At 56.7% G+C, this 23,071-nt stretch carries 25 protein-coding genes and 3 tRNA genes; 18 read left to right on the forward strand and 10 right to left on the reverse strand.

Annotation, left to right across the window (positions count from 1 at the left end):
• The 3 genes from AC6CWS_RS04260 to bglJ all read left to right on the forward strand — a co-directional run bounded on the left by AC6CWS_RS04260 (position 1) and on the right by bglJ (position 2,503).
• Positions 1-882, forward strand: coding sequence for a helix-turn-helix domain-containing protein (locus AC6CWS_RS04260; protein WP_023291878.1), 882 nt, complete (start codon positions 1-3; stop codon positions 880-882).
• A gap of 263 nt (positions 883-1,145) precedes the next feature.
• Positions 1,146-1,868 (forward strand): helix-turn-helix transcriptional regulator, encoded by a 723-nt coding sequence (locus AC6CWS_RS04265; RefSeq protein WP_044525327.1) that lies wholly within the window; start codon positions 1,146-1,148, stop codon positions 1,866-1,868.
• Entirely contained in the window at positions 1,829-2,503 is a 675-nt protein-coding gene (bglJ, locus tag AC6CWS_RS04270; RefSeq protein ID WP_032454790.1) for a DNA-binding transcriptional activator BglJ, read from the forward strand. The genes AC6CWS_RS04265 and bglJ overlap by 40 nt, the downstream gene beginning before the upstream one ends.
• Positions 2,504-2,508: 5 nt before the next feature.
• Here the strand turns inward: bglJ and AC6CWS_RS04275 are convergent, their stop codons facing one another.
• Positions 2,509-2,967 (reverse strand): YbaK/EbsC family protein, encoded by a 459-nt coding sequence (locus AC6CWS_RS04275; protein ID WP_023291881.1) that lies wholly within the window; start codon positions 2,965-2,967, stop codon positions 2,509-2,511.
• A gap of 333 nt (positions 2,968-3,300) precedes the next feature.
• Between AC6CWS_RS04275 and AC6CWS_RS04280 the strand changes: the two genes are divergently transcribed.
• Positions 3,301-4,644, forward strand: coding sequence for a PTS cellobiose transporter subunit IIC (locus AC6CWS_RS04280; RefSeq protein ID WP_002887650.1), 1,344 nt, complete (start codon positions 3,301-3,303; stop codon positions 4,642-4,644).
• A gap of 50 nt (positions 4,645-4,694) precedes the next feature.
• On the opposite strand, the gene fhuF is transcribed toward AC6CWS_RS04280, so the two are convergent.
• The 3 genes from fhuF to AC6CWS_RS04295 form a co-directional block, all read right to left on the reverse strand.
• Positions 4,695-5,483 (reverse strand): siderophore-iron reductase FhuF, encoded by a 789-nt coding sequence (fhuF, locus tag AC6CWS_RS04285; RefSeq protein ID WP_065883285.1) that lies wholly within the window; start codon positions 5,481-5,483, stop codon positions 4,695-4,697.
• A gap of 106 nt (positions 5,484-5,589) precedes the next feature.
• On the reverse strand, positions 5,590-6,636 hold the full coding sequence (locus AC6CWS_RS04290; protein ID WP_065883287.1) for a GGDEF domain-containing protein: 1,047 nt from the start codon (positions 6,634-6,636) through the stop codon (positions 5,590-5,592).
• 23 nt (positions 6,637-6,659) lie between these two features.
• On the reverse strand, positions 6,660-6,830 hold the full coding sequence (locus AC6CWS_RS04295) for a hypothetical protein (protein WP_072096669.1): 171 nt from the start codon (positions 6,828-6,830) through the stop codon (positions 6,660-6,662).
• Positions 6,831-6,900: 70 nt separating this feature from the next.
• On the opposite strand from AC6CWS_RS04295, the gene AC6CWS_RS04300 reads away from it, so the two are divergent.
• Positions 6,901-7,140: a DUF1435 domain-containing protein gene (locus tag AC6CWS_RS04300; protein WP_065883327.1), complete on the forward strand. Its 240-nt coding sequence runs from the start codon at positions 6,901-6,903 to the stop codon at positions 7,138-7,140.
• Between the two features lie 21 nt (positions 7,141-7,161).
• Here AC6CWS_RS04300 and AC6CWS_RS04305 read toward each other — a convergent pair.
• The 4 genes from AC6CWS_RS04305 to rsmC form a co-directional block, all read right to left on the reverse strand.
• A tRNA-Leu gene (locus AC6CWS_RS04305) sits at positions 7,162-7,248 on the reverse strand.
• Between the two features lie 30 nt (positions 7,249-7,278).
• Positions 7,279-7,365 (reverse strand) — tRNA-Leu (locus tag AC6CWS_RS04310).
• Positions 7,366-7,393: 28 nt separating this feature from the next.
• A tRNA-Leu gene (locus AC6CWS_RS04315) sits at positions 7,394-7,480 on the reverse strand.
• A gap of 171 nt (positions 7,481-7,651) precedes the next feature.
• Positions 7,652-8,680: a 16S rRNA (guanine(1207)-N(2))-methyltransferase RsmC gene (rsmC, locus tag AC6CWS_RS04320; protein ID WP_065883290.1), complete on the reverse strand. Its 1,029-nt coding sequence runs from the start codon at positions 8,678-8,680 to the stop codon at positions 7,652-7,654.
• A 102-nt stretch (positions 8,681-8,782) separates the two neighbouring features.
• On the opposite strand from rsmC, the gene AC6CWS_RS04325 reads away from it, so the two are divergent.
• From AC6CWS_RS04325 to deoD, 13 genes are all read left to right on the forward strand, one after another.
• Positions 8,783-9,196: a DNA polymerase III subunit psi gene (locus AC6CWS_RS04325; protein ID WP_004886506.1), complete on the forward strand. Its 414-nt coding sequence runs from the start codon at positions 8,783-8,785 to the stop codon at positions 9,194-9,196.
• Positions 9,165-9,611, forward strand: coding sequence for a ribosomal protein S18-alanine N-acetyltransferase (rimI, locus tag AC6CWS_RS04330; RefSeq protein ID WP_065883292.1), 447 nt, complete (start codon positions 9,165-9,167; stop codon positions 9,609-9,611). Before AC6CWS_RS04325 ends, rimI begins: the two co-directional genes overlap by 32 nt.
• A 14-nt stretch (positions 9,612-9,625) precedes the next feature.
• On the forward strand, positions 9,626-10,303 hold the full coding sequence (gene yjjG / locus AC6CWS_RS04335) for a pyrimidine 5'-nucleotidase (RefSeq protein ID WP_065883294.1): 678 nt from the start codon (positions 9,626-9,628) through the stop codon (positions 10,301-10,303).
• 90 nt (positions 10,304-10,393) lie between these two features.
• Complete coding sequence (gene prfC, locus AC6CWS_RS04340; RefSeq protein WP_002887711.1) at positions 10,394-11,983, forward strand: peptide chain release factor 3; 1,590 nt, start codon at positions 10,394-10,396, stop codon at positions 11,981-11,983.
• A 219-nt stretch (positions 11,984-12,202) separates the two neighbouring features.
• Positions 12,203-12,823, forward strand: a complete 621-nt coding sequence (osmY, locus tag AC6CWS_RS04345) for a molecular chaperone OsmY (protein WP_017901234.1) — start codon at positions 12,203-12,205, stop codon at positions 12,821-12,823.
• Positions 12,824-12,952: 129 nt separating this feature from the next.
• Positions 12,953-13,114 carry a DUF1328 domain-containing protein gene (locus AC6CWS_RS04350; protein WP_002887716.1) on the forward strand — a complete coding sequence of 54 codons (162 nt, stop codon included), beginning with the start codon at positions 12,953-12,955 and terminating at the stop codon, positions 13,112-13,114.
• 153 nt (positions 13,115-13,267) lie between these two features.
• Positions 13,268-14,341: a patatin-like phospholipase family protein gene (locus tag AC6CWS_RS04355; RefSeq protein WP_023291890.1), complete on the forward strand. Its 1,074-nt coding sequence runs from the start codon at positions 13,268-13,270 to the stop codon at positions 14,339-14,341.
• On the forward strand, positions 14,338-15,132 hold the full coding sequence (locus AC6CWS_RS04360; RefSeq protein ID WP_032452382.1) for a metal-dependent hydrolase: 795 nt from the start codon (positions 14,338-14,340) through the stop codon (positions 15,130-15,132). Before AC6CWS_RS04355 ends, AC6CWS_RS04360 begins: the two co-directional genes overlap by 4 nt.
• 129 nt (positions 15,133-15,261) lie before the next feature.
• The gene (locus AC6CWS_RS04365) at positions 15,262-16,539 is read left to right on the forward strand and encodes a NupC/NupG family nucleoside CNT transporter (RefSeq protein ID WP_023291892.1); all 1,278 of its coding nucleotides are present in this window, start codon (positions 15,262-15,264) and stop codon (positions 16,537-16,539) included.
• A gap of 415 nt (positions 16,540-16,954) precedes the next feature.
• Positions 16,955-17,734 (forward strand): deoxyribose-phosphate aldolase, encoded by a 780-nt coding sequence (deoC, locus tag AC6CWS_RS04370; RefSeq protein ID WP_065883299.1) that lies wholly within the window; start codon positions 16,955-16,957, stop codon positions 17,732-17,734.
• 109 nt (positions 17,735-17,843) lie between these two features.
• Entirely contained in the window at positions 17,844-19,166 is a 1,323-nt protein-coding gene (gene deoA, locus AC6CWS_RS04375; RefSeq protein ID WP_032429093.1) for a thymidine phosphorylase, read from the forward strand.
• Positions 19,167-19,218: 52 nt separating this feature from the next.
• A complete protein-coding gene (deoB, locus tag AC6CWS_RS04380; protein WP_023291895.1) occupies positions 19,219-20,442 on the forward strand; it encodes a phosphopentomutase in 1,224 nt (407 codons plus the stop codon).
• Between the two features lie 103 nt (positions 20,443-20,545).
• Entirely contained in the window at positions 20,546-21,265 is a 720-nt protein-coding gene (gene deoD, locus AC6CWS_RS04385) for a purine-nucleoside phosphorylase (protein WP_002887789.1), read from the forward strand.
• Between the two features lie 84 nt (positions 21,266-21,349).
• Here deoD and lplA read toward each other — a convergent pair whose 3' ends face one another.
• Positions 21,350-22,366: a lipoate--protein ligase gene (gene lplA / locus AC6CWS_RS04390; protein WP_032452385.1), complete on the reverse strand. Its 1,017-nt coding sequence runs from the start codon at positions 22,364-22,366 to the stop codon at positions 21,350-21,352.
• The gene (locus AC6CWS_RS04395; RefSeq protein ID WP_023291897.1) at positions 22,366-23,013 is read right to left on the reverse strand and encodes a YtjB family periplasmic protein; all 648 of its coding nucleotides are present in this window, start codon (positions 23,011-23,013) and stop codon (positions 22,366-22,368) included. The genes lplA and AC6CWS_RS04395 overlap by 1 nt, the downstream gene beginning before the upstream one ends.
• Positions 23,014-23,071: the final 58 nt, after the last annotated feature.

Here is a 23,071-nt window from a genome sequence, read left to right on the forward strand (position 1 = left end):
ATGCCCCCCGTCCAAACTGTTCCGGTATTTAAGCTGTATGGCGAGGAGCGCGGCTGGCCGACGCCGGACCTGCTGCACTGCGAGTCGATTTTGCAGCGCAGCAGCCTGTATCAGTGGCATATTCGCGTCCACCAGCACGCCGAAATGGTCCAGCTCCTCTATCTGCACAAAGGTCGGGCGGAGATCGAAATTGAAGGCACCACCTCGGTGATGACGGAGTCCTGCATCCAGGTGGTGCCCGCCCTCTGCATTCATGGCTTTCATTTCTCACCCGGAACGCACGGATTTGTGCTCTCCCTGGCGCTGCCGCTGCTGAGCCGTTTTGAAAATCAGTTCGGCCGACCGCTGGATGTGCTTAGCGTTGCGCAGTGTCTGCCGGTGGGGCGTTCCCGGGGGCGTATGCATACGCTGTTTTCAGCGCTTCGCGAGGAGTACAGTGCCGATCATGATGCCCGGGAAATGATGCTTTATTCGCTGCTGGGGACGCTGCTGGCCTGGCTGAACCGGCAGTGCCGCCCCGCACCGCCCGCGGAAGATAAAGCGGAGCGAAAGCGCAGTATGATGCGTCATTTTTCCCGGCTTATTGAGAGCCACTACCGGCAGCACCTTCCGCTGGCGGAGTATGCGAAGTTGATTGGGCTGTCGGTCACGCATTTAAACTATTTATGTCGCGAGTTCTATGGCTGTAGCGCCCTTGGGGTATTGCATCAGCGACTGATGCTTGAGGCGCGGCGTAATCTGCAATACACCCGCATGACGATAACGCAACTCTCTGATTATTTGGGCTTTAGCGACGCCGCCTATTTTTCTCGCTTTTTCCGCCGCTATAGCGGTATGTCGCCTAAAGCATTTAGAGAAGCAATTAAAGAGAATGCTTCATAATGTTCATGCCTGAAATTATTTTTGCTAAATAATGGTTTTATCTTTTCTAATTTATTAGCGCAGGGCGTCTGTGCTAATATTCATCGCAAGTATACACAGGAATAATATTTACTTGATATGACCACGGTTCGGTCATGCAGTATATCGTGTACGCGGGCCATGAATATGCTTTTAATATTCATCCAGTAAATGGTATGGCGATCGAGTCACTCGCCGATCGTTTGCGGGCAAGCGAAGAAACTTCGACAGGAAGCGGAGGTGTTATGTTACCAGGACAAGGTAAGTTTGGCGTCGTTATTAGTAAAATCCCCGTCATGCAGTCAGGGTTAAAGGTGATCTTCAATGAGAACCTCCCGGATTACGAACTCAGTTTTTGCCGCACTCATGATGAGCTCACCCTTTTACAACTGCGGCGAGCGGTGCTGGTCGTTGCGGATATCTCCGGCGAGATTGCGCAGCCCCGGGCCGTCTGCGAGCGTTATTACTCCCTCATGACCCAGTATCGAGATATTCACTGGGTTTTTATGGTCAGCGACAGCCTCTATCCATTAGCCGTTGAGCTTTTAATTCGTCCCGAAAGCTCGCTGATCTCAGAGAACGAGCCGGTTGACCGGCTGATTGAGGTGATTTGCGCCGGTAGCCGTGCGGCTGAGCAGATTAGCCGTACGTTGTTTACCGGGGATGTGGACAGCGATTTCGCTAGCTACCACTCAGCGGCGATGCTGACCCTGTCAGAGCGGAAAGTTCTGCGCCTTCTGGCGAAGGGATGGGGAATTAACCAGATCGCCGCGCTGTTGAAAAAGAGTAATAAGACGATTAGCGCGCAGAAAAATAGCGCAATGCGTCGTTTATCGCTACGCAGCAACGCTGAAATGTATGCCTGGATCAACAGTGCGCAGGGAATGCAAGAGCTGAATATCAATTCAGCTTACGGGGAACAAATGGAATGGAAAAAAATAGCACAACCCGTCATGTCGCCATCGTAGAAAAATGTGTGATGACGGAAATGGCCTGGCGCTATACCTTTAGCCGTGAAGAGAGCAGCCAATACCGCATTCATTTTTTTAAAAATATCAATTTGCTCAGGGCGGTGGAAACGTCGTTCCCATGGTCAGCAATCATCTTTTCACTTTCGGGGAGTCGTTCGTCCAGAGCCGAGAGCCTGCTTTTTCTTCACGAAATGGCGAGGATCCGACCGGAAGTTCAAACGATTATTCTGGCTAATAATGAAAGCGAAATGCGTCTGATCGGCCATTTAATGCCGGCCTGCCTGCAGGGTATATTAAATAAATCCGCGCCGCGACGCGGATTGCAGGAGCATTTGTTACAGCTGCTGGATAATCATTCCCTCGCCGGCAAAGAGCACTTTTGCGGCAGAGAGGCATGCAACGATCCGCTAAGCCCAACGGAGCACGCCATTCTTCGGTATATGTCGTGGGGATATTCGCTTGCGGAAATTGCGGTGCAGCTGAACCGGAACATTAAAACCATCCGCGCGCATAAATTCAACGCCATGACCAAGCTCGGGGTTCGCTCTGACATTGGTTTATTAAACGCGGCGGATATCTTGCTGCATTTACCGATAAGCGGCCCGACCAGCGCCGTTAAACAGGTGGCATAACGCGGCTATATGCATACGTCTACCCATGTTGCATCGGTGAGCTGCGCCATTCGTTCTGGTTCAATGCGAACGGCGCTGTGAATAGCTCCCGCTGCGGGTAGCACCTCCTGATAGTGCCTGAGCGAGACGTCACAGAAGACGGCCAGCGGATTTTCCAGACCAAACGGGCACACGCCGCCAACCGGATGGCCGGTCCAGGTTACCACCTCGTCGCTGCTCAACATACGCGCTTTAGCGCCAAAGGTCTCTTTCAGCTTTTTATTATCCAGCCGCGCATCGCCCCTGGCGACGATCAGTACAATCTTATCTTTGATCTTGAGCGACAGCGTTTTGGCTATTTGTCCCGGCTCAACGTTGTGCGCGGCAGCGGCAAGCGCCACAGTGGCGGTACTCTGGTTTAACTCAATAATTTCGATATCGGGGGCGTGTTCGGCAAAAAACTGCCGTACAGACTGCAGACTCATTGGATTCTCCTGATTTAAGGCTGGTTAAATCTGTCACAAGCCTGGCGGAGTGTAAATATCAGCGCGGACAATCCAGATTCTTTCTATTTTGTCGATCTCCTTCACATTCACCGTAACCGGTTACAGTAACCGGTTGCGGTTATCTGCATTGAGATGAATACTGGAACAGTCACTTCTCCTTTTATTTATAACAAAAGAGCCGTGTATGAATCGTTGTGTTATGGGCAGTATAGCCGGTAATCCACCCGCGGCCTGCTGCATCAATAAGCGGTCATCGTAACGGCAGGGTAATCGTTGTTGGGCCAGTATCAATAGCCTGTCAGGAGGGCTACTATGTCTGCTAACCATGCTGCGTTTAATTTGATATTTCGCTTTGTAGAAAATTACATAAGCCCCATAGCAGGGCGGATCTCATCGCAGCGTCACGTCATGGCTATCCGTGACGGTTTTATCTCCGCGATGCCGTTTATGATCGTCGGATCGTTCCTGCTGGTGTTTGCTTATCCTCCTTTCTCCCCGGACACCACCTGGGGTTTTGCCCGCGCCTGGCTGGATCTGGCAAAAGAGTTTGAGGGGCGCATTCTGACCCCCTTTGATATGACGATGGGGATCATGTCGATCTACATCTGCGCTGCAATCTCTTACAACCTCGGTAAGCACTACGAGAAATCCAATCAGCTCGATCCCTTTATGTGCGCGATGCTGTCGATCATGGCCTTTTTACTGATTGCCGCGCCGAAGACGAATGGCACGCTGCCGGTGGACAGCCTTGGCGGAACAGGGATCTTTACCGCCATTCTGGTGGCGATCTACTGTGTGGAGATGATGCGTTTTCTCAAGGCGCATAATATCGGTATCCGTCTACCGGATCAGGTCCCACCGATGATCAAAAATTCCTTTGATCTGTTGATCCCGGTGCTGGTGGTTGTGCTGACGCTCTATCCGCTGAGCCTATTTATTCAGCACCATTTTGACATGCTGATCCCGCAGGCCATTATGGCAATTTTCAAACCGCTGGTTTCGGCAGCCGATTCCCTGCCGGCGATCCTGCTGGCGGTCCTCATCGGCCACCTGCTGTGGTTTGCCGGGATCCACGGTGCGGCGATCGTTTCCGGGATGCTGCAGATGTTCTGGCTGACCAACCTCGGTATGAACCAGCAGGCGCTGGCCCAGGGCGCGCCTCTGCCGCATATTTTTATGGAGGCGTTCTGGACCTTCTTTATCGTGGTCGGAGGTTCCGGTGCCACCATGGGGCTGGTGTTCTGCTATCTGCGCAGCCGCTCAGCGCATTTGCGCTCCATTGGGCGTTTAAGCGTGGTGCCAAGCCTGTTTAACATTAACGAGCCGGTCATCTTTGGGACGCCTATCGTCATGAACCCGGTGTTCTTTATTCCGTTCCTGCTGGCGCCGATGGTGAATGCGGTGTTGGCCTGGGCGGCAATGAAGCTGGATCTGATTGGCCGCGTCATCTCCGTGGTACCGTGGACGGCGCCGGCGCCGATTGGCGGTGCCTGGGCGCTGGGCTGGGATTTCCGGGCGGCGATTCTGGTCATCGTTCTGGCCTGCGTGTCGGCGATTATCTACTTCCCGTTCTTTAAGGTGTATGAGAAGCAGCTGCTTGCTCAGGAAGCGGAAGAGGCTGAACGGGCGGAGCAGGAGAGTCAGCAGACCGCATAAATAGTGACCGGGCGGCCACAGGCCGCCCGTTGCTTATTGTAGACAGGGCGTTATTTTAACGTGCAGTCGCCGCACTGTTGGACGTCCGGCAGGCGATAGCGCTGGCAGCAGGTGCGTCGGACTAACTGTCCTTCACGCAGCACAACCGTTCGCCATAGTGGGTTATCCTGACCATCGGCGAGTTGTTTTTCGAAGAAACAGTGCTGGCGCAGGGCGGCAAGCTGCTCATCCCCCAACAGCGCGCGCATTTCTCCAAGATACCAGTTAATCAGATAGCCAGTATTGCTCCAGATAAGTTTGCTATTGATCTCGCCCGTGGCTTCCAGCGCGTCAATAACCGGCTGCAGGGTGCGCGTCACCAGGGCATCCATTCGCGACAGCGGTGACAGTCTCTCAATACCGGCATCGCTATGGACATCAATCCAGAAACAGGCCGCCCTGCCGCTTTCGTGAAATTCGACGTGGAAATGTTCCGGCGCCAGGCTGAGACCCTGTGGTTCATTGAGCAACGCCAGCATCAGCGGCGGCACCAGCAGACCGATATACCATTGCGCCCAGAGCGAGAGCAGAGGTTTTGCTTCCCGTGTCAGCGTTGGCTGATGACGATAGATATGATCGGAATAAGTGGCCAGCAGGGAGCGTAAGGCGGTGGGTCGCGACCACTCGGCAAGCGTCAAAGCGTGCCCTGGAGCGGATTCATCCAGGCGCAGGAAATCGAGCAGATGGGGGCGAAGGGTGGCGATTTTTTCCCGAATACTCTCCGCCAGGGCGCGCTCAGCCGTCGGCAAAGGGGCCCGCCAGATAAGTTCATCGCTGAGAGGAAGGGAACGCCAGGCCATTCGATTTCCAGATACAAATCTAAATGATAATGATTCCTGATATTAGTTGTTTGCAGGCGGCATGGCAAGAATTTTGTCGGCGCCACGATGCCGCGGCGCGCGCAGGTTAACTGGCCAGAATAATGTTGCGGCCTTTATTCTTAGCGTCATAGAGTGCGCCGTCGGCGCGCGCCAGCGCTTGCTCAATATTGTCATCAATGAGCGGCGTCAGGCCAATACTGATGGTCACGTTGGTGGCGACGCTTTCATTAAACATATGCGGGATTTTCAGGTCATAGACCCGCTGCCGAATACGTTCGGCAGCCTGCCAGGCCGTTTCTTCGCTGCTGTTGGTCAGCAGCACCATAAACTCCTCTCCGCCAAAGCGGGCGACAATATCGCGCGAGCGTACGGCGTTGCGAATAGCAGCAGAGACGCGAATGAGCGCCTGGTCGCCCATCATATGACCATAGTGATCGTTATAGGCTTTGAAATGATCGATATCGAGGAGCAGCACGAAGTGGTTGTCGCCGTCCAGCGCCAGCAGGGTATCGAGGCGATTCTGCAGTCCGCGGCGGTTATACAAACCGGTCAGAGGATCCAGCATACTGAGATCGTTGAGGGTGTTGCGTTCCTGCATGAGTTTATCCATTAATCCTTGTGTGAAGGCATCGCTGCGCTTCTGGATAATATTTTGCAGGGTAATACCGGCAATAGGCAGCATAAAACAGTAAGTCATGCGCAACCATTGTTCCCCCTCCGCCATTATCAGGCAGGCAAGGAAAGTCGGTAAAGAGTGGAGGGTAAAGGCAGTGATATTATTGGAAAAAGCGATGGTGCCGATAAACAGAATGCTTAATAGGGCGATCACCAGAAAGTTAAAATGCGGCGGTGTCAATAGCATCGCCTTTGTCGCTACGTGCCATGCCCATAGCATGCCAAATAACAACGAGATAGCGGGAATATTTATTTTCGATTGCGGCCATTTCCAGTGCCAGAGCAGCAGCAACCCGCTGCAGGCCACGATCAGGGCGCAAGGCAGCGTAAAACGAACTACCGTAAATAGGGGGGTGACCAGCGACAGAGAGGATGAAATGAAATTAAGCAGTAAAAAAAGCCGTAAGGAATATTGATATTTTTGTGCGTAGTGTGCTCGCCAGGTTTGTGCAGTCATATCGGAAGAATCATTATTAGTCGTTAAATTTCAAAATGATGAAAGCCAAAAATGAAGAGTCTGATAACAATGTGCAAAAAAAGGTTATTTGCAAAATAAGAAAAATATTTAATATATATCGATAATCCGCTTAATTTATCACCTTCATGAATGTATGTCATTACCGCGAACGTAAAGAATAAGGCGCAGAGCACATCGCAAATGACAAATGATAAAATTTATCATATGATATTGGTTATCATTATCGTTGTGAGAGGTGAAACCATGCTGCAGCGAGCATTAGGAAGCGGTTGGGGAGTCATCGTTCCCGGCGCGCTGATTGTCGCTCTCGGGTATGCCGGGGTGTCGGCTGACGTATGGCGGACGCTGGTCGCGGTGGGCATGCTGATGTCCGCGGCGATGATATGGCATCGTCAACTGCGCCATTTTATTCTGCTGCCATCGTGCGTTGCACTGATTGGTGGAATAATGCTGATGATTGTGGATATCAAACTGAGGGGATAACGCCGGGAGAGGGAAGAATATTGGTGCGAGGGGGGGGACTTGAACCCCCACGTCCGTAAGGACACTAACACCTGAAGCTAGCGCGTCTACCAATTCCGCCACCTTCGCACAGTATTCTTTCTTTAGATATTGCCTCGTTGGTGCGAGGGGGGGGACTTGAACCCCCACGTCCGTAAGGACACTAACACCTGAAGCTAGCGCGTCTACCAATTCCGCCACCTTCGCCCAGTGCGAGCAATATCTTCGTGGATTATGGTGCGAGGGGGGGGACTTGAACCCCCACGTCCGTAAGGACACTAACACCTGAAGCTAGCGCGTCTACCAATTCCGCCACCTTCGCATACCATCGACACTATGAAAGTATCGTTACCACGGAGGCGCATTCTAGTGGTTTTCGGCGACACGTCAATAGTTAATTATGCAGGTTGTATCGATTGCTGCAAAAATGGGCGGATTTGCCCGCAGGAAGCGCCAGCGGTACCAGAAACGGGCCGCCGGCGTGAGAAGGCGACTATTTTTTCGCCTGACGGGTCATGATGGTGCGATAGACCTTAAAACGTCCGGTCTGGGCGATCACCTCATGGAAGCCGAACGTCTCATCCAGCACCTGCGGATACGGCAGGAAGGCGTTGGCGACAATGCGCAGCTCGCCGCCGCTGTTCAGATGGCGAACCGCGCCGCGGATCAGCGCCTGGGCGGCTTCGAGGCTGGTCTGCAGCCCGTCATGGAATGGCGGGTTGGAGATGATCATGTCGAAGCGACCATTGACCTCGGAGAAGACGTTGCTGGCAAACACATCGCCAGCCAGGCCGTTGGCGGCAAGCGTCGCGCGGCTGGCTTCGACCGCAGGAGCGCTGACGTCGCACAGGGTCAGGCGCACTTTCGGCGAATGGCTGGCCAGCGCGGCGGCCAGCACGCCTGCGCCGCAGCCGACGTCCAGCACTTTCCCTTTGGTATGCGGCTCGAGGGTGGAGAGCAGCAGCTGGCTGCCGACGTCCAGCCCGTCGCGGCTAAAGACGCCAGGCAGGGTTTTAATCGTCAGATTATCCAGTGTGTATTCGCCCCAGAAGGCATCGGCGTCGAAGGCGGGCTGCTTTTCCAGTCGGCCATGATAGAGGCCACAGCGGCGGGCGCTATCCACTTTGTTTAATGGCGCGTATTCAGCCAGCATCTGCTCCGCGCTGCGGACGCCGCTGCGGTTTTCACCGACGACGAAAATGTCGCTTCCCACCGGCAGCAGAGAGAGCAGGTTCATCAGCTGGAACTGTGCCTCTGGTTTATTTTTTGGCCAGTAGTAGATCAGGGTGTCGCATTCGGCGACGTCAGCGGCCTCAGCCACTAAGCTAAAACGGACGGTGTCTCCCATCTGGCGGTTGAGGCCCTGCCAGTGGTGGAACTGTTGGGTGTGGGCGCGGCTGGCCGCGGTATCCAGACGCGCAGGCAGGTCATCCTGCAGGTCACCGGCAAACAGAACGCGGGCGGACTCGAAATCATCACTGTGGCGCAGCAAGACTTCACTTGCCGGGGTAAAAGCGGACATGAAACACTCCTTCATTAAGACTGGCGCCGATTATAGTAGTTTGTTGGCGCAGATACGACGGATTTGCTATATTGCGCGCTTGTTTAACAGGAGTGTTTCGCTATGACATCCCGACGAGACTGGCAACTACAGCAGCTGGGCATTACCCAGTGGTCGCTGCGCCGACCGGGGGCGTTGCAGGGCGAAATCGCTATCTCGCTTCCTGAACATATTCGTCTGGTGATGGTGGCGGAAACCCCGCCGTCGCTGACAGAGCCGCTGATTGGCGACGTATTGCGCGCGCTGGCCGTGACGCCAGATCAGGTCCTGCAGCTGACCCCGGAGCGGGTGGCGATGCTGCCGCAGGACAGCCGCTGCAACAGCTGGCGGTTGGGCACAGAGGCGTCGCTGCCGCTGGCGGGCGCCCAGGTGTCCACCCCCGCTTTTGATGAACTTCAGACCAGCGCGCCGGCTCGCAGGGCGCTCTGGCAACAAATCTGCGCACATGAACACGATTTCTACCCTCAGCACGGCTGATTTAACCCGAGCCTGGCAAATCGAAACCCGCGCCCACGCTTTCCCGTGGAGCGAACAGACCCTGGCCAGTAACCAGGGGGAACGCTATCGCAACTATCAGCTGTCAGTGGATGGCGTAATGGCGGCGTTCGCCATTACGCAAGTGGTGCTGGATGAGGCGACGTTGTTCAATATCGCGGTCGATCCCGCTTACCAGCGCCGTGGCCTGGGGCGAGCGCTGCTGGAACACGTCATTGACGAAGTCGAAAGGCTCGGCGTCGTCACGCTATGGCTGGAGGTGCGCGCCTCCAACGTTGCCGCTATCGCGCTGTATGAAAGCTTAGGCTTCAATGAGGCGACGATTCGCCGCAACTACTACCCGACGGCCGACGGGCGCGAAGACGCCATTATTATGGCTCTGCCAATCAGTATGTAAGACAAGGTGATACGATGAAATGGGACTGGATTTTCTTTGATGCCGATGAAACGCTGTTTACGTTTGATTCTTTCAGCGGCTTGCAGCGGATGTTTCTCGACTACAGCGTGACCTTTACCGCCGAAGATTTTCAGGACTATCAGGCCGTGAATAAGCCGCTATGGGTGGATTACCAGAACGGCGCCATCACCTCGCTGCAGCTGCAGCACCAGCGCTTTGACAGCTGGGCGGAACGTTTGAATGTGCCGCCGGGGGAACTCAACGACGCGTTTATGAATGCGATGGCGGAAATCTGTGCGCCGCTGCCGGGCGCGGTCTCTCTGCTCAACGCGCTGCAGGGCAAGGTCAAGATGGGCATCATCACCAACGGCTTTACCTCGCTGCAGCAGACTCGTCTGGAGCGGACCGGTTTACGCGAACACTTTGATTTGCTGATTATTTCTGAAGAAGTGGGCGTCGCCAAACCGGACGCGCGCATTTTCGATTACGCGCTGGCGCAGGCGGGTAACCCACCGCGCTCGCGGGTGCTGATGGTCGGCGATACCGCCGAGTCGGATATTCGCGGCGGCGTGAATGCCGGACTGGCGACCTGCTGGCTCAATGCGCATCAGCGCGAGCTGCCGGCGGACCTCGAGCCGGACTGGACGGTGACCTCGTTAAGCGAACTGGAGCAGCTCCTGTGTAAACACTGATTGCCTCCCCCCCGTTGATGGGTAAAATAGCCGCAATTTTTCGTATTCCACATGCGTGGCTCATGGCCGCGTTTACTTAGAAGATTAATTATGACGTTGTCTCCTTATCTGCAAGAGGTGGCCAAACGCCGCACTTTTGCCATTATTTCTCACCCGGATGCCGGTAAGACCACCATCACCGAAAAGGTGCTGCTGTTCGGACAGGCGATTCAGACCGCCGGTACCGTAAAAGGTCGTGGCTCCAGCCAGCACGCGAAATCCGACTGGATGGAAATGGAAAAGCAGCGTGGTATCTCGATCACCACCTCGGTGATGCAGTTCCCCTATCATGACTGTCTGGTGAACCTGCTGGATACCCCGGGGCACGAAGACTTCTCGGAAGATACCTACCGTACCCTGACGGCGGTGGACTGCTGCCTGATGGTGATTGACGCGGCAAAAGGCGTCGAAGATCGGACCCGTAAGCTGATGGAAGTCACCCGTCTGCGCGATACGCCGATCCTCACCTTTATGAACAAACTCGACCGTGATATCCGCGATCCGATGGAGCTGCTGGATGAAGTGGAGAACGAGCTGAAAATCGGCTGCGCGCCGATTACCTGGCCTATCGGCTGCGGTAAGCTGTTCAAGGGCGTCTATCATCTCTACAAAGATGAAACCTACCTGTATCAGACCGGTAAAGGCCATACCATCCAGGAAGTGCGCATCGTGAAGGGGCTCAACAACCCGGATCTCGACGCGGCGGTGGGGGAAGATCTGGCGCAGCAGCTGCGCGACGAGCTGGAGCTGGTGCAGGGCGCGTCGAACGAGTTCGATAAAGATCTGTTCCTGGCCGGGGAAATCACCCCGGTGTTCTTCGGAACCGCGTTAGGTAACTTCGGCGTTGACCATATGCTGGATGGCCTGGTGGAGTGGGCGCCGGCGCCGATGCCGCGTAACACCGACACCCGTGAAGTCACCGCCACGGAAGAGAAGTTCACCGGCTTCGTGTTTAAAATTCAGGCCAATATGGACCCGAAACACCGCGACCGCGTGGCTTTCATGCGCGTGGTGTCAGGTAAATATGAGAAAGGCATGAAGCTGCGTCAGGTGCGCATCGGTAAAGACGTGGTGATCTCCGACGCGCTGACCTTTATGGCCGGCGACCGTTCGCACGTTGAAGAAGCCTATCCTGGGGATATCATCGGCCTGCATAACCACGGCACCATTCAGATTGGCGATACCTTCACCCAGGGCGAGATGATGAAGTTCACCGGTATTCCGAACTTCGCACCGGAACTGTTCCGTCGTATTCGCCTGAAGGATCCGCTGAAGCAGAAACAGCTGCTGAAAGGGCTGGTTCAGCTCTCTGAAGAGGGCGCGGTGCAGGTCTTCCGTCCGATCGCCAATAACGATCTGATCGTCGGCGCCGTGGGTGTGCTGCAGTTTGACGTCGTCGTGGCGCGCCTGAAAAGCGAATACAACGTGGAAGCGATTTACGAATCGGTCAACGTGGCCACCGCGCGCTGGGTTGAATCCACTGACGTGAAGAAATTCGAAGAGTTCAAACGTAAAAACGAAGTTCAGCTGGCGCTGGATGGCGGCGATAACCTGACCTACATCGCCCCGACGATGGTCAACCTGAACCTGACGCAGGAGCGTTATCCTGACGTGGTGTTCCGCAAAACGCGCGAGCACTAATCCCTGACGAAGCGCGGCGCAGGCCGCGCTTTTTTCTTCTTCCGCCCGCGCTTCCCTCCTTCTGGAAAGTTCTTAAAACGCCGCTAATTCGTCTGTTTTTTATCCATATCCTCCGCAACCCCTTCGCCTGTCTACTATATTTAATTCGTGTTTTTAAAAATGCTGGCGTAATTCACTGCGATAAGACGCCAGCGCTGGTGAAAAAACGAGGACATCACGATGACCAGACTAAAGAATGCCAATATGTTGCTGGCGCTCTTCTTAGGCTTAGCCGCGTTGAACGCCTCGGCAGAGACGGAAAAAACAACGGTAGACAGTGCGAAGTCAGCTGCCAGCAATGCGGGAGAGGCGGTAGACAATTCGATTAATAAAGTCGGCGATTTTATGGACGACAGCACTATTACCGCACGGGTAAAGGCGGCGCTGATCGACCATAAAGATATTAACTCCGGCGATATTTCGGTGAAAACGGAAAACAAAGTGGTCACCCTCAGCGGCGACGTCACCAGTGCTGAACAGAAAAGTCAGGCGCTGAGCGTGGCAAAAGCGGTCGAAGGCGTCTCTCAGGTCAACGACAAGCTGACGGTGCAGCACAAATCGTCGAGTGAGACGGCGACGCTGAAAGGCTATGCCGGGGACACCGCTATTACCAGCGAAGTGAAGGCTAAGCTGCTGGCGGATGACATTGTCCCTTCGCGCAATGTGAAAGTCGAAACTAACGCCGGCGCAGTGCATCTGACCGGTACGGTGGCTTCCGCGGCGCAGGCTGAGCGCGCCGCAGAGATTGCGAAAGCGGTTTCCGGTGTGAAAAGCGTCCGCAACGATCTTAGCGTGAAGTAAATCGAGTTATTAACAAAAGTGTTGTCTGGCCAAGGTTGCCGAACGAATAGCAGCACCCACTGAGCGATGAGCTTTCCAGAAAGGGTGCGCAAACCGCTGTTCACCGTCCATTATGGTAAGGAGAAAGGTATGTTTCGATGGGGAATTATTTTTCTGGTCATTGCATTAATTGCTGCGGCCCTGGGCTTTGGTGGTCTGGCGGGTACTGCCGCTGGCGCCGCGAAAATCGTCTTTGTCGTCGGGATTATCCTGTTCCTGGTGAGCCTGTTTACAGGACGCAGACGTCCGTAGAGGGACAACAATCCGGGCGATGCTGAAGCCTGAGCGTTTTTACTGACACGTCGTCTTACACAAAGCCAGTCCTGCGGACTGGCTTTCGCGGTTTAAGCGATGGGCAAATTGCGTTACCTTGTCAGGAGAAGACTAATCGAACAGGAAAGCAGGGTGGGGCAACGCATTCCCGTTACGCTGGGCAATATCGCCCCGCTGGCGGTTAAACCCTTCCGACCAGGCAAGCTGGCGCTGGTGTGTGAAGGCGGGGGACAGCGAGGGATTTTCACCGCCGGGGTTCTGGACGAATTCATGCGCGCCGGATTTAACCCCTTTGACCTGATGCTGGGGACCTCAGCGGGGGCGCAAAACCTCTCCGCTTACATGTGTAATCAGCAAGGCTATGCCCGCAAAGTCATCACACGCTACACTACCTCACGCCAGTTTTTCGATCCGATGCGCTTTGTGCGCGGCGGCAACCTTATCGATCTCGACTGGCTGGTGGAGGCCACCTCGCAGCAGATGCCGCTGGCCATGAACTATGCCGAAACGCAGTTCGCGCTGGGCAAAGAGCTGTGGATGTGCGCCTGTCGCGGCGACGATTACTCCGCCAGCTATTTTTCACCGACGCCGCAAACCTGGCTGGATCTGATCCGCGCCTCCAGCGCTATCCCCGGGTTTTACCGCAGCGGCGTGTTACTTGACGGCGTTAGCTACCTTGACGGCGGCGTCAGCGATGCGATCCCGGTACAGGAGGCGGCCCGCCGCGGCGCTCAGACCATCGTGGTGATCCGCACTGTCCCTTCGCAGATGTTTTACACCCCGGAGTGGTTTAAGCGGATGGAGCGCTGGCTGGGGGAGAGCAGCCTGCAGCCGCTGGTTAATCTGGTGCATCATCACGAAACCACCTATCGCGCCATCCAGCAGTTCATCGAAAAACCGCCCGGCAAACTGCGGATTTTCGAAATCTATCCCCAGCGGCCGCTGCGCAGCATGGCGCTTGGCAGCCGACTGCCGGCGCTGCTGGAAGACTACAAAACCGGACGCCAGTGCGGCCGTTATTTCCTGGCCACCGTGGGTAAACTGCTGGCCGACCGGCCGCCGCTGTTGCGCCACGCGCCGCGTATCGCCCGGCCTGCGCCGGTGGTGGTGCCGCCGGTGCCGGTGGCCAATGAAGCGCCGCAGGCGACCATCATCGCTGCGCCGCAGGCCAATGACGCAAGCTTTAATCATGAGGATTTGGCGTGACGCACCGTTTTATCGATACCCACTGCCACTTCGATTTTCCCCCCTTCGCGGAAGATGAGGTCGCCAGCCTGGCGCGTGCGGCGCAGGCCGGCGTCGGGCGAATTATCGTTCCGGCCATCTCCGCTGAGCGTTTTAGCCGCGTGCTGGCGCTGGCGGCGCAGCACGAGGCGCTGTATGCCGCGCTGGGCCTGCATCCGATTGTCATCGAGCAGCACACCGATGAGGGGCTGGCGCAACTGGAGGCGTCGCTGGCGCAGCGCCCGCCAAAACTGGTGGCGGTGGGGGAGATTGGTCTCGATCTCTATCGCGACGAGCCGCAGTTCGATCGTCAGCAGGCGCTGCTGGAAGCGCAGCTGCGTCTGGCGAAGCGTTACGATCTGCCGGTGATCCTCCACTCCCGACGCACCCACGATAAGCTGGCGATGCTGCTGAAAAAACATGCCCTGCCGCGTACCGGGGTGGTACATGGCTTCGCCGGCAGCCTGCAGCAGGCCGAGCGTTTCGTACAGCTTGGCTATAAGATCGGCGTTGGCGGCACCATTACCTATCCCCGCGCCAGTAAAACCCGCGAGGTGATGGCGCGTCTGCCGCTTTCAGCCCTGCTGCTGGAGACCGATGCCCCGGATATGCCGCTCAATGGCTTCCAGGGACAGCCCAATCGCCCGGAGCAAGCTGCGCGGGTATTTGACGCCCTGTGCGAACTGCGGTCGGAGCCGCCGGCAGCCATAGCCGAAGGGATAATGCGCAACACGCTCGCCTTGTTTTCCCTGCCCTCCGCCACTGTATGGTGATCGAATTCTCATAATTGTTCATCCATATCATTGATTTGCGTAAAATGTGTGAAGCCTGGCAGGCAGGATAGTTTCATGCCGATATAATCACGCCGTTAGTGCTGGACTATCAAAACACAGGGAATCTGTATGCAAATCCTCATGGGACTTATCGGCATGGTGGCGCTGTTGGCCATTGCTGTGCTGCTCTCCAATAATCGAAAAGCCATTAACCTGCGTACTGTGCTCGGCGCCTGGATAATCCAGGTGGGTATCGGCGCGTTGATATTGTATGTACCGGCCGGGCGCTCGGCGCTGTTAGCGATGTCGAACGGCGTCGCCCGCGTAATTGCCTATGGCAATGAAGGGATCGGTTTCATCTTCGGCGGGCTGGTCTCCGATAAAATGTTCGAGGTGTTTGGCGGCGGCGGCTTTGTCTTTGCCCTGCGCGTGCTGCCGGTGATCGTCTTCTTCTCGTCGCTGATTGCCGTGCTTTATTACCTGGGCATTATGCAGCTGGTCATTCGCATTCTCGGCGGCGCGCTGCGGGCGGTACTGAAGACCTCGCGTACCGAATCGCTGTCGGCCACGGCGAACATCTTCGTTGGTCAGACCGAAGCGCCGCTGGTGGTGCGTCCTTATATCGCCACTATGACCCGCTCGGAGCTGTTTGCGGTCATGTGCGGCGGCCTGGCCTCGGTGGCAGGTTCCGTGCTGGCGGGCTATGCGCAGATGGGCGTTCCGCTGGAGTACCTGATTGCCGCGTCGTTTATGGCGGCGCCGGGTGGATTGCTGTTTGCCAAAATTATCGTACCGGAAACGGAAACGCCGGACGATAACCCGGCTCATGACCGCCAGAGCGCTGACGCGGATAAACCGGCCAACGTGCTGGACGCCGCCGCCTCCGGCGCCGCGTCTGGTATGCAGCTGGCGCTCAATGTCGGCGCGATGCTGCTGGCGTTTATCGCGCTGATCGCCCTGCTGAACGGCATTCTGTCCGGCGTCGGCGGCTGGTTTAACCATCCGGAGCTGTCGCTGCAGATGATCCTCGGCTGGGTCTTCTCACCGCTGGCGTGGGTGATCGGCGTGCCGTGGCACGAAGCGACGGTAGCGGGGTCGTTTATCGGCCAGAAGCTGATCATTAACGAGTTCGTGGCCTATATGAACTTTGGCGAGTATCTGAAGGCGGACGCCGAGGTGGCGGCGGCCGGGCTGCAGGTTATTTCAGATCACACTAAAGCCATTATCTCTTTCGCGCTGTGCGGATTCGCTAACCTGTCATCGATCGCCATCCTGATTGGCGGCCTCGGGGGGATGGCGCCCAACCGGCGTCAGGATATCGCCCAGCTTGGGCTGCGTGCGGTGGCGGCGGGGACGCTATCTAACCTGATGAGCGCCACCATCGCCGGGGTTTTCCTCGCCCTCTAAGCCAGTTCCCTCAACCAGCGGCTGCCGCGTCGCTGGTTTTATTGAATTTGTGAAAATCCCATCATTTCTGGCTTTTGGAAAAATAGCTTATATTTCAAGGCATAATAATTTCATCACCGGCTGGGTGGGCAAAATGTGCGCCACGGTGTCGAGAGTCTCTGTCATTGTGTGTTAGAATTATCACATCCTCATTGGGTGCGGAGTTTCGATTATGCTTAAGAGGGGCGTGAGGATAATTGCCGCGGTATGCGCTGATATTTTGTGATTAAAGTCACATTACAGTAATGCAAATTAGTAAGTAGTTTTCATTAACTGTGATGAATGTCGAAGTGTGGCGGCGAGTGAATGTTACAATAGTAACAGACTCGCAAGGTGAACAAACTATTGAACCGGCACTGCGCCGGCGGAGTATGAAATGACTGATTTAAAAGCAAGCAGCCTGCGCGCGTTAAAACTGATGGACCTGACCACCCTGAACGACGACGACACCAATGAGAAGGTGATCGCCCTGTGTCATCAGGCGAAAACCCCGGTGGGTAACACCGCGGCGGTCTGCATCTATCCGCGCTTCATCCCGATTGCCCGTAAAACGCTGAACGAGCAGGGAACGCCGGAGATCCGCATCGCTACGGTCACCAACTTCCCGCACGGTAATGACGATATCGACATTGCGCTGGTGGAAACCCGCGCGGCGATCGCTTACGGCGCCGATGAAGTGGACGTGGTGTTCCCGTACCGCGCGCTGATTGCCGGTAACGAGCAGGTCGGCTTCGAGCTGGTGAAAGCCTGTAAAGAGGCCTGCGCGGCTGCCAACGTGCTGCTGAAAGTGATCATCGAAACCGGTGAGCTGAAAGAAGAAGCGCTGATCCGTAAAGCGTCTGAAATCTCTATCAAAGCCGGGGCCGATTTCATCAAAACCTCGACCGGTAAAGTGCCGGTGAATGCTACGCCGGAAAGCGCGCGCATCATGATGGAAGTCATCCGCGATATGGGCGTTGAGAAAACCGTTGGTTTCAAACCGGCGGGCGGCGTGCGCAGCGCGGAAGATGCGCAGCAGTTCCTGGCGATCGCCGATGAGCTGTTTGGCGCCGACTGGGCCGATGCCCGTCACTACCGCTTTGGTGCCTCCAGCCTGCTGGCCAGCCTGTTGAAAGCCCTGGGTCACGGCGACGGCAAGAGCGCCAGCAGCTACTGATTGTCAGACATTGCCGGATGACGCTTCGCTTATCCGGCCTACAGGATCGTAGGGCGGGTAAGCGTAGCGCCACCCGCCACCATTCACCCGATTCCTCATGGGGGTTACCGTGTTTCTCGCACAAGAAATTATTCGTAAAAAACGTGATGGTCAGGCATTAAGCGATGAAGAGATCCGCTTTTTCATCAACGGCATCCGCGACAATACTATCTCAGAAGGGCAGATCGCCGCGCTGGCGATGACCATCTTCTTCCACGATATGTCTATGCCGGAGCGCGTTTCGCTGACCATGGCGATGCGGGATTCCGGTACCGTTCTGGACTGGAAAAGCCTCAACCTTAACGGCCCGATCGTCGATAAACACTCCACCGGCGGCGTCGGGGATGTCACTTCGCTGATGCTGGGGCCGATGGTGGCCGCCTGCGGCGGTTATGTGCCGATGATTTCCGGCCGCGGACTCGGCCATACCGGCGGTACCCTGGATAAACTGGAAGCGATCCCGGGCTTCGATATCTTCCCGGACGACAACCGCTTCCGCGAGATTATTAAAGATGTCGGCGTGGCGATTATCGGGCAGACCAGCTCCCTCGCTCCGGCGGACAAACGTTTCTATGCCACCCGCGATATTACCGCGACGGTGGACTCCATCCCGCTGATCACCGCCTCGATCCTTGCCAAGAAGCTGGCGGAAGGGCTGGATGCGCTGGTGATGGACGTCAAAGTCGGCAGCGGCGCGTTTATGCCGACTTATGAACTTTCCGCCGCGCTGGCGGAAGCGATCGTCGGGGTCGCCAACGGCGCCGGCGTGCGCACCACCGCGCTGCTGACCGATATGAACCAGGTGCTGGCTTCCAGCGCCGGGAACGCCGTTGAAGTTCGCGAAGCGGTCCAGTTCCTGACCGGCGAATACCGCAATCCGCGTCTGTTCGACGTGACGATGGCGCTGTGTGTGGAGATGCTGATTTCCGGCAAGCTGGCGGCGGACGATGCCGACGCGCGCGCGAAGCTGCAGGCGGTACTGGATAATGGTAAAGCGGCGGAAGTCTTTGGCCGTATGGTCGCGGCGCAGAAAGGACCGAGCGACTTTGTCGAGAATTATGATCATTATCTGCCGACGGCGATGCTGAGCAAAGCAGTCTATGCTGATACCGAAGGTTTTGTCAGCGCGATGGATACTCGCGCGCTGGGTATGGCAGTGGTTTCTATGGGCGGCGGCCGCCGTCAGGCATCAGACACCATTGACTATAGCGTTGGCTTTACCGAGATGGCGCGTCTGGGTGACCGCGTGGACGGACAGCGTCCGCTGGCGGTGATCCATGCCAAAGACGAGAACAGCTGGCAGGAGGCCGCGAAAGCGGTCAAAGCGGCCATTAAACTGGACGATAAAGCTCCGGAAATTACACCGACAGTCTATCGCCGTATCACCGAATAGCGATATACTGATCTGATCGCTTTTTTGCAGCGCAAGATGTATGGAGAACAAGATGAAACGTGCATTTATCATGGTGCTGGACTCCTTTGGGATTGGCGCAACGGAAGACGCAGACCGCTTTGGCGACGTCGGCGCCGATACCCTGGGACACATTGCGGAAGCCTGCGCCAAAGGCGAGGCTGACCACGGCCGCAAAGGCCCGCTGAATTTACCGAACCTGACCCGTCTGGGGCTGGTGAAAGCGCATGAAGGCTCTACCGGTAAAATTGCCGCCGGAATGGATGGCAATGCCGAAGTGATTGGCGCCTGGGCCTGGGCGCATGAACTCTCTTCTGGTAAAGATACGCCGTCCGGCCACTGGGAAATCGCCGGCGTGCCGGTGCTGTTTGACTGGGGCTACTTCAGCGATCATGAAAACAGCTTCCCGCAGGAGCTGCTGGATAAGCTGGTGAAACGCGCCAACCTGCCGGGCTACCTCGGCAACTGCCACTCTTCCGGGACGGTGATCCTCGATCAGCTCGGCGAAGAGCATATGAAAACCGGGAAACCGATTTTCTATACCTCCGCTGACTCCGTGTTCCAGATCGCCTGTCACGAAGAGACCTTTGGCCTCGACAAGCTGTATGAGCTGTGCGAAATCGCCCGTGAAGAGCTGACCGAAGGCGGCTACAACATTGGCCGCGTCATCGCTCGTCCGTTTATCGGCGATAAAGCCGGTAACTTCCAGCGTACCGGCAACCGTCACGATCTGGCGGTCGAACCGCCGGCGCCGACCGTGCTGCAGAAGCTGGTTGACGAGAAGAACGGCCACGTGGTGTCTGTCGGTAAGATAGCGGACATCTACGCAAACTGCGGCATCACCAAAAAAGTGAAAGCCACCGGGCTGGACGCGCTGTTCGACGCGACCATCAAAGAGATGAAGGAAGCCGGCGACGAGACTATCGTCTTCACCAACTTCGTCGACTTTGACTCCTCCTGGGGCCACCGTCGCGATGTCGCCGGCTACGCGGCGGGTCTGGAACTGTTCGACCGCCGTCTGCCGGAGCTGATGGAGCTGGTAGGGGAAGACGACATCCTGATCCTCACCGCCGACCACGGCTGCGACCCGACCTGGACCGGTACCGACCACACCCGCGAGCATATTCCGGTGCTGGTGTACGGCCCGAAAGTGAAACCAGGATCGTTAGGCCACCGCGAAACTTTCGCGGACATCGGCCAGACGTTGGCGACATACTTTGGTACCTCGCCAATGGCGTACGGTAAAAACATGCTGTGATGCAATTGCCCGGTGGCGCTCAGCGATCCGGGCCTACGGTTTTGTCGGCCGGGTCAGGCGTAGCCGCCGCCCGGCAAAAACAACAATGTAAAAGGAACTGAAGATGGCAACTCCTCACATTAACGCAGAAATGGGCGATTTCGCTGACGTAGTCTTGATGCCGGGCGACCCGCTGCGCGCCAAGCACATTGCAGAAACCTTTCTCGAAGACGTGCGTGAAGTGAACAACGTGCGCGGCATGCTGGGCTTCACCGGCACCTATAAAGGCCGCAAAATCTCCGTCATGGGCCACGGGATGGGTATTCCGTCCTGCTCTATCTACACCAAAGAGCTGATCACCGATTTCGGCGTCAAGAAAATCATCCGCGTCGGCTCCTGCGGCGCGGTGCGCGAAGACGTCAAACTGCGCGACGTGGTGATCGGTATGGGCGCCTGCACCGACTCCAAAGTGAACCGTCTGCGTTTTAAAGACCACGACTTCGCGGCGATTGCCGATTTCGGCATGGTGCGTAACGCGGTAGACGCGGCGAAAGCGCTGGGCGTTGACGCGCGCGTCGGCAACATCTTCTCTGCAGACCTGTTCTATACCCCGGACCCGTCCATGTTCGACGTGATGGAAAAATACGGCATCCTGGGCGTGGAAATGGAAGCGGCGGGTATCTACGGCGTGGCGGCGGAATTCGGGGCGAAAGCGCTGACCATCTGCACCGTGTCTGACCATATTCGTACCCACGAGCAGACCACTGCCGCGGAGCGTCAGACCACGTTCAACGACATGATTAAAATCGCGCTGGAATCCGTGCTGCTGGGCGATAAAGAGTAAAAGCTGTTGTGCCGGGCGGCGGCTTCGCCTGACCCGGCCTGCGGTTTTCCAGGCCCGCTAAGCGCTACGCCAGCGGGCTTTTTTTTAGCGTACCGCGCCGGCAATCCACACCGACAGCGCTTTGAGTTCCGCTTCCTGCTCCGGGAAGTCCTCCATTAGCGCCTCACACTGCTGCTGCAAAACCTCAGCCCGATACTGACAGCCGATTAAGCGTTCCGCCAGCGCCTCCAGCGGCGCCGGATTCAGGCTATCGGTAAAGGCCTGCGCGCGGGTGATATGGCCCTTCTCAACGTCAAAATGCAGCTCGACGCCGCCCCAGGGGAAGCGCTCGTCCAGCAGGTGGGAAAAGGCGGGCGCCTGGCCGAAGTTCCACTCCCAACTGCTCTGGCGAGCGAAAGTGTCGGCAAAGTTCGGCAGGTCCGGCGTGTTGTCCGGGGAGATCACCTCGGCGTCTACCCGTTCGCCGTAATGGCTGAAGAACGCCTCCTGGATCGCCTCGCAAACTTGCTGATGGGTAATGCCCGGCAGCAGCTCAACCAGGTTCGCCACCCGCCCGCGCACCGAGGTAATGCCTTTAGCCTGCAGCTTTTTCTGGTCCGGGTTGAGGTAGTTGGCGAGACGGCTTAGATCGGCGTTGAGCAGCAGGGTGCCGTGGTGAAAACCGCGGTCCATGGTTTCACGATAGGCTGAGCCGGAGACTTTGCGGTCGCCGCTGTCGGTTTTGACCACCAGATCGTTGCGCCCGGAGGCGTCGGCGGTTACGCCAAGTGAATTGAGCGCCGCCAGCACAATAGCGGTGGAGACGGTTTTGTCGTACTCCGGTTTGCCTGCCATAAAGGTAAAGCAGGTATTGCCGAGGTCGTGGAACACCGCGCCGCCGCCGCTGCTGCGACGGGCCAGCCGCACATGATCTTCCTCCATGCGGCGGGTATTACACTCCTTCCACGGGTTCTGCGCGCGGCCGATGACCACGGTATCGGCATTGCGCCACAGGAACAGCACCCGCTGGGTGGCGGGCATCTGGCGGAAAATGCACTCCTCGACCGCCAGGTTGAACCACGGGTCGTAAGAGTCAGAAAGCAGGAGGCGCAGTGTGGACATTATAGATTTCCTTTCTTTTCATCGTCTTCATCCTCAACCGGCTTGTTGGCGGTGAGCAGGAAGGGCGATTGCTGCCAGCGGGTGCGTTTGCCCTGCAGCAGCGTGCGGGTCAGTACCACGCCGATGGCCAGGGACAGCAACAGCATCAGGCGTAAGATATTGGTGGTATTATCCACCTGCTTCGCCTCGGTCGCCAGCGTATGGGTATCGAGGGTCAGACGCAGGTAGCCCAGCGGGCCGTTTTTTCCCGGCACCGGCTCGACAATCTGCTGGTTGAAGTAGCCGCCGGCTTTCTTACCATCCAGCGCCAGCCGGTCGCGAACCTCGACGCTTTCGCCAGAGCGCGCCACCAGGTCGCCCTGGTCGTCATATACCCCGGCGTCCAGTACGCGGCTGTTGTGGGTGAGCTGCGTCAACAGCTGATTGATGCGCTTTTCGTCCGGCGTCTCGCTGCGCATCAGCGGCGCGAGATTCAGCACCACCTGCTGCGCCAGCGTGCGGGCCAGCTCTTCCAGCTGCGGATTGCGTTGTTTCTGACTGTTCTGACTGAACCACGAGGCGCCCTGCATCAGCGCGACGAGCAGGGCGAGACAGATAAGGACAATGACCGCACGATGCAGCCGGAATTTCAGTTTTGCGCGAACCATATTCCACCTTTGAAAATTTGCAGCTTAATGTTGCCAGAAGCGCTGGTTACAAGGTAGC

It is taken from the genome of Klebsiella sp. M041, assembly GCF_059759695.1.

Coding starts and splice junctions, on each gene's coding strand:
- AC6CWS_RS04260 (WP_023291878.1), top strand. CDS start 1: ATGCCCCCCGTCCAAACTGTTCCGGTATTTAAGCTGTATGGCGAGGAG.
- AC6CWS_RS04265 (WP_044525327.1), top strand. CDS start 1,146: ATGTTACCAGGACAAGGTAAGTTTGGCGTCGTTATTAGTAAAATCCCC.
- bglJ (WP_032454790.1), top strand. CDS start 1,829: ATGGAAAAAAATAGCACAACCCGTCATGTCGCCATCGTAGAAAAATGT.
- AC6CWS_RS04275 (WP_023291881.1), bottom strand. CDS start 2,967: ATGAGTCTGCAGTCTGTACGGCAGTTTTTTGCCGAACACGCCCCCGAT.
- AC6CWS_RS04280 (WP_002887650.1), top strand. CDS start 3,301: ATGTCTGCTAACCATGCTGCGTTTAATTTGATATTTCGCTTTGTAGAA.
- fhuF (WP_065883285.1), bottom strand. CDS start 5,483: ATGGCCTGGCGTTCCCTTCCTCTCAGCGATGAACTTATCTGGCGGGCC.
- AC6CWS_RS04290 (WP_065883287.1), bottom strand. CDS start 6,636: ATGACTGCACAAACCTGGCGAGCACACTACGCACAAAAATATCAATAT.
- AC6CWS_RS04300 (WP_065883327.1), top strand. CDS start 6,901: ATGCTGCAGCGAGCATTAGGAAGCGGTTGGGGAGTCATCGTTCCCGGC.
- rsmC (WP_065883290.1), bottom strand. CDS start 8,680: ATGTCCGCTTTTACCCCGGCAAGTGAAGTCTTGCTGCGCCACAGTGAT.
- AC6CWS_RS04325 (WP_004886506.1), top strand. CDS start 8,783: ATGACATCCCGACGAGACTGGCAACTACAGCAGCTGGGCATTACCCAG.
- rimI (WP_065883292.1), top strand. CDS start 9,165: ATGAACACGATTTCTACCCTCAGCACGGCTGATTTAACCCGAGCCTGG.
- yjjG (WP_065883294.1), top strand. CDS start 9,626: ATGAAATGGGACTGGATTTTCTTTGATGCCGATGAAACGCTGTTTACG.
- prfC (WP_002887711.1), top strand. CDS start 10,394: ATGACGTTGTCTCCTTATCTGCAAGAGGTGGCCAAACGCCGCACTTTT.
- osmY (WP_017901234.1), top strand. CDS start 12,203: ATGACCAGACTAAAGAATGCCAATATGTTGCTGGCGCTCTTCTTAGGC.
- AC6CWS_RS04350 (WP_002887716.1), top strand. CDS start 12,953: ATGTTTCGATGGGGAATTATTTTTCTGGTCATTGCATTAATTGCTGCG.
- AC6CWS_RS04365 (WP_023291892.1), top strand. CDS start 15,262: ATGCAAATCCTCATGGGACTTATCGGCATGGTGGCGCTGTTGGCCATT.
- deoC (WP_065883299.1), top strand. CDS start 16,955: ATGACTGATTTAAAAGCAAGCAGCCTGCGCGCGTTAAAACTGATGGAC.
- deoB (WP_023291895.1), top strand. CDS start 19,219: ATGAAACGTGCATTTATCATGGTGCTGGACTCCTTTGGGATTGGCGCA.
- deoD (WP_002887789.1), top strand. CDS start 20,546: ATGGCAACTCCTCACATTAACGCAGAAATGGGCGATTTCGCTGACGTA.
- lplA (WP_032452385.1), bottom strand. CDS start 22,366: ATGTCCACACTGCGCCTCCTGCTTTCTGACTCTTACGACCCGTGGTTC.
- AC6CWS_RS04395 (WP_023291897.1), bottom strand. CDS start 23,013: ATGGTTCGCGCAAAACTGAAATTCCGGCTGCATCGTGCGGTCATTGTC.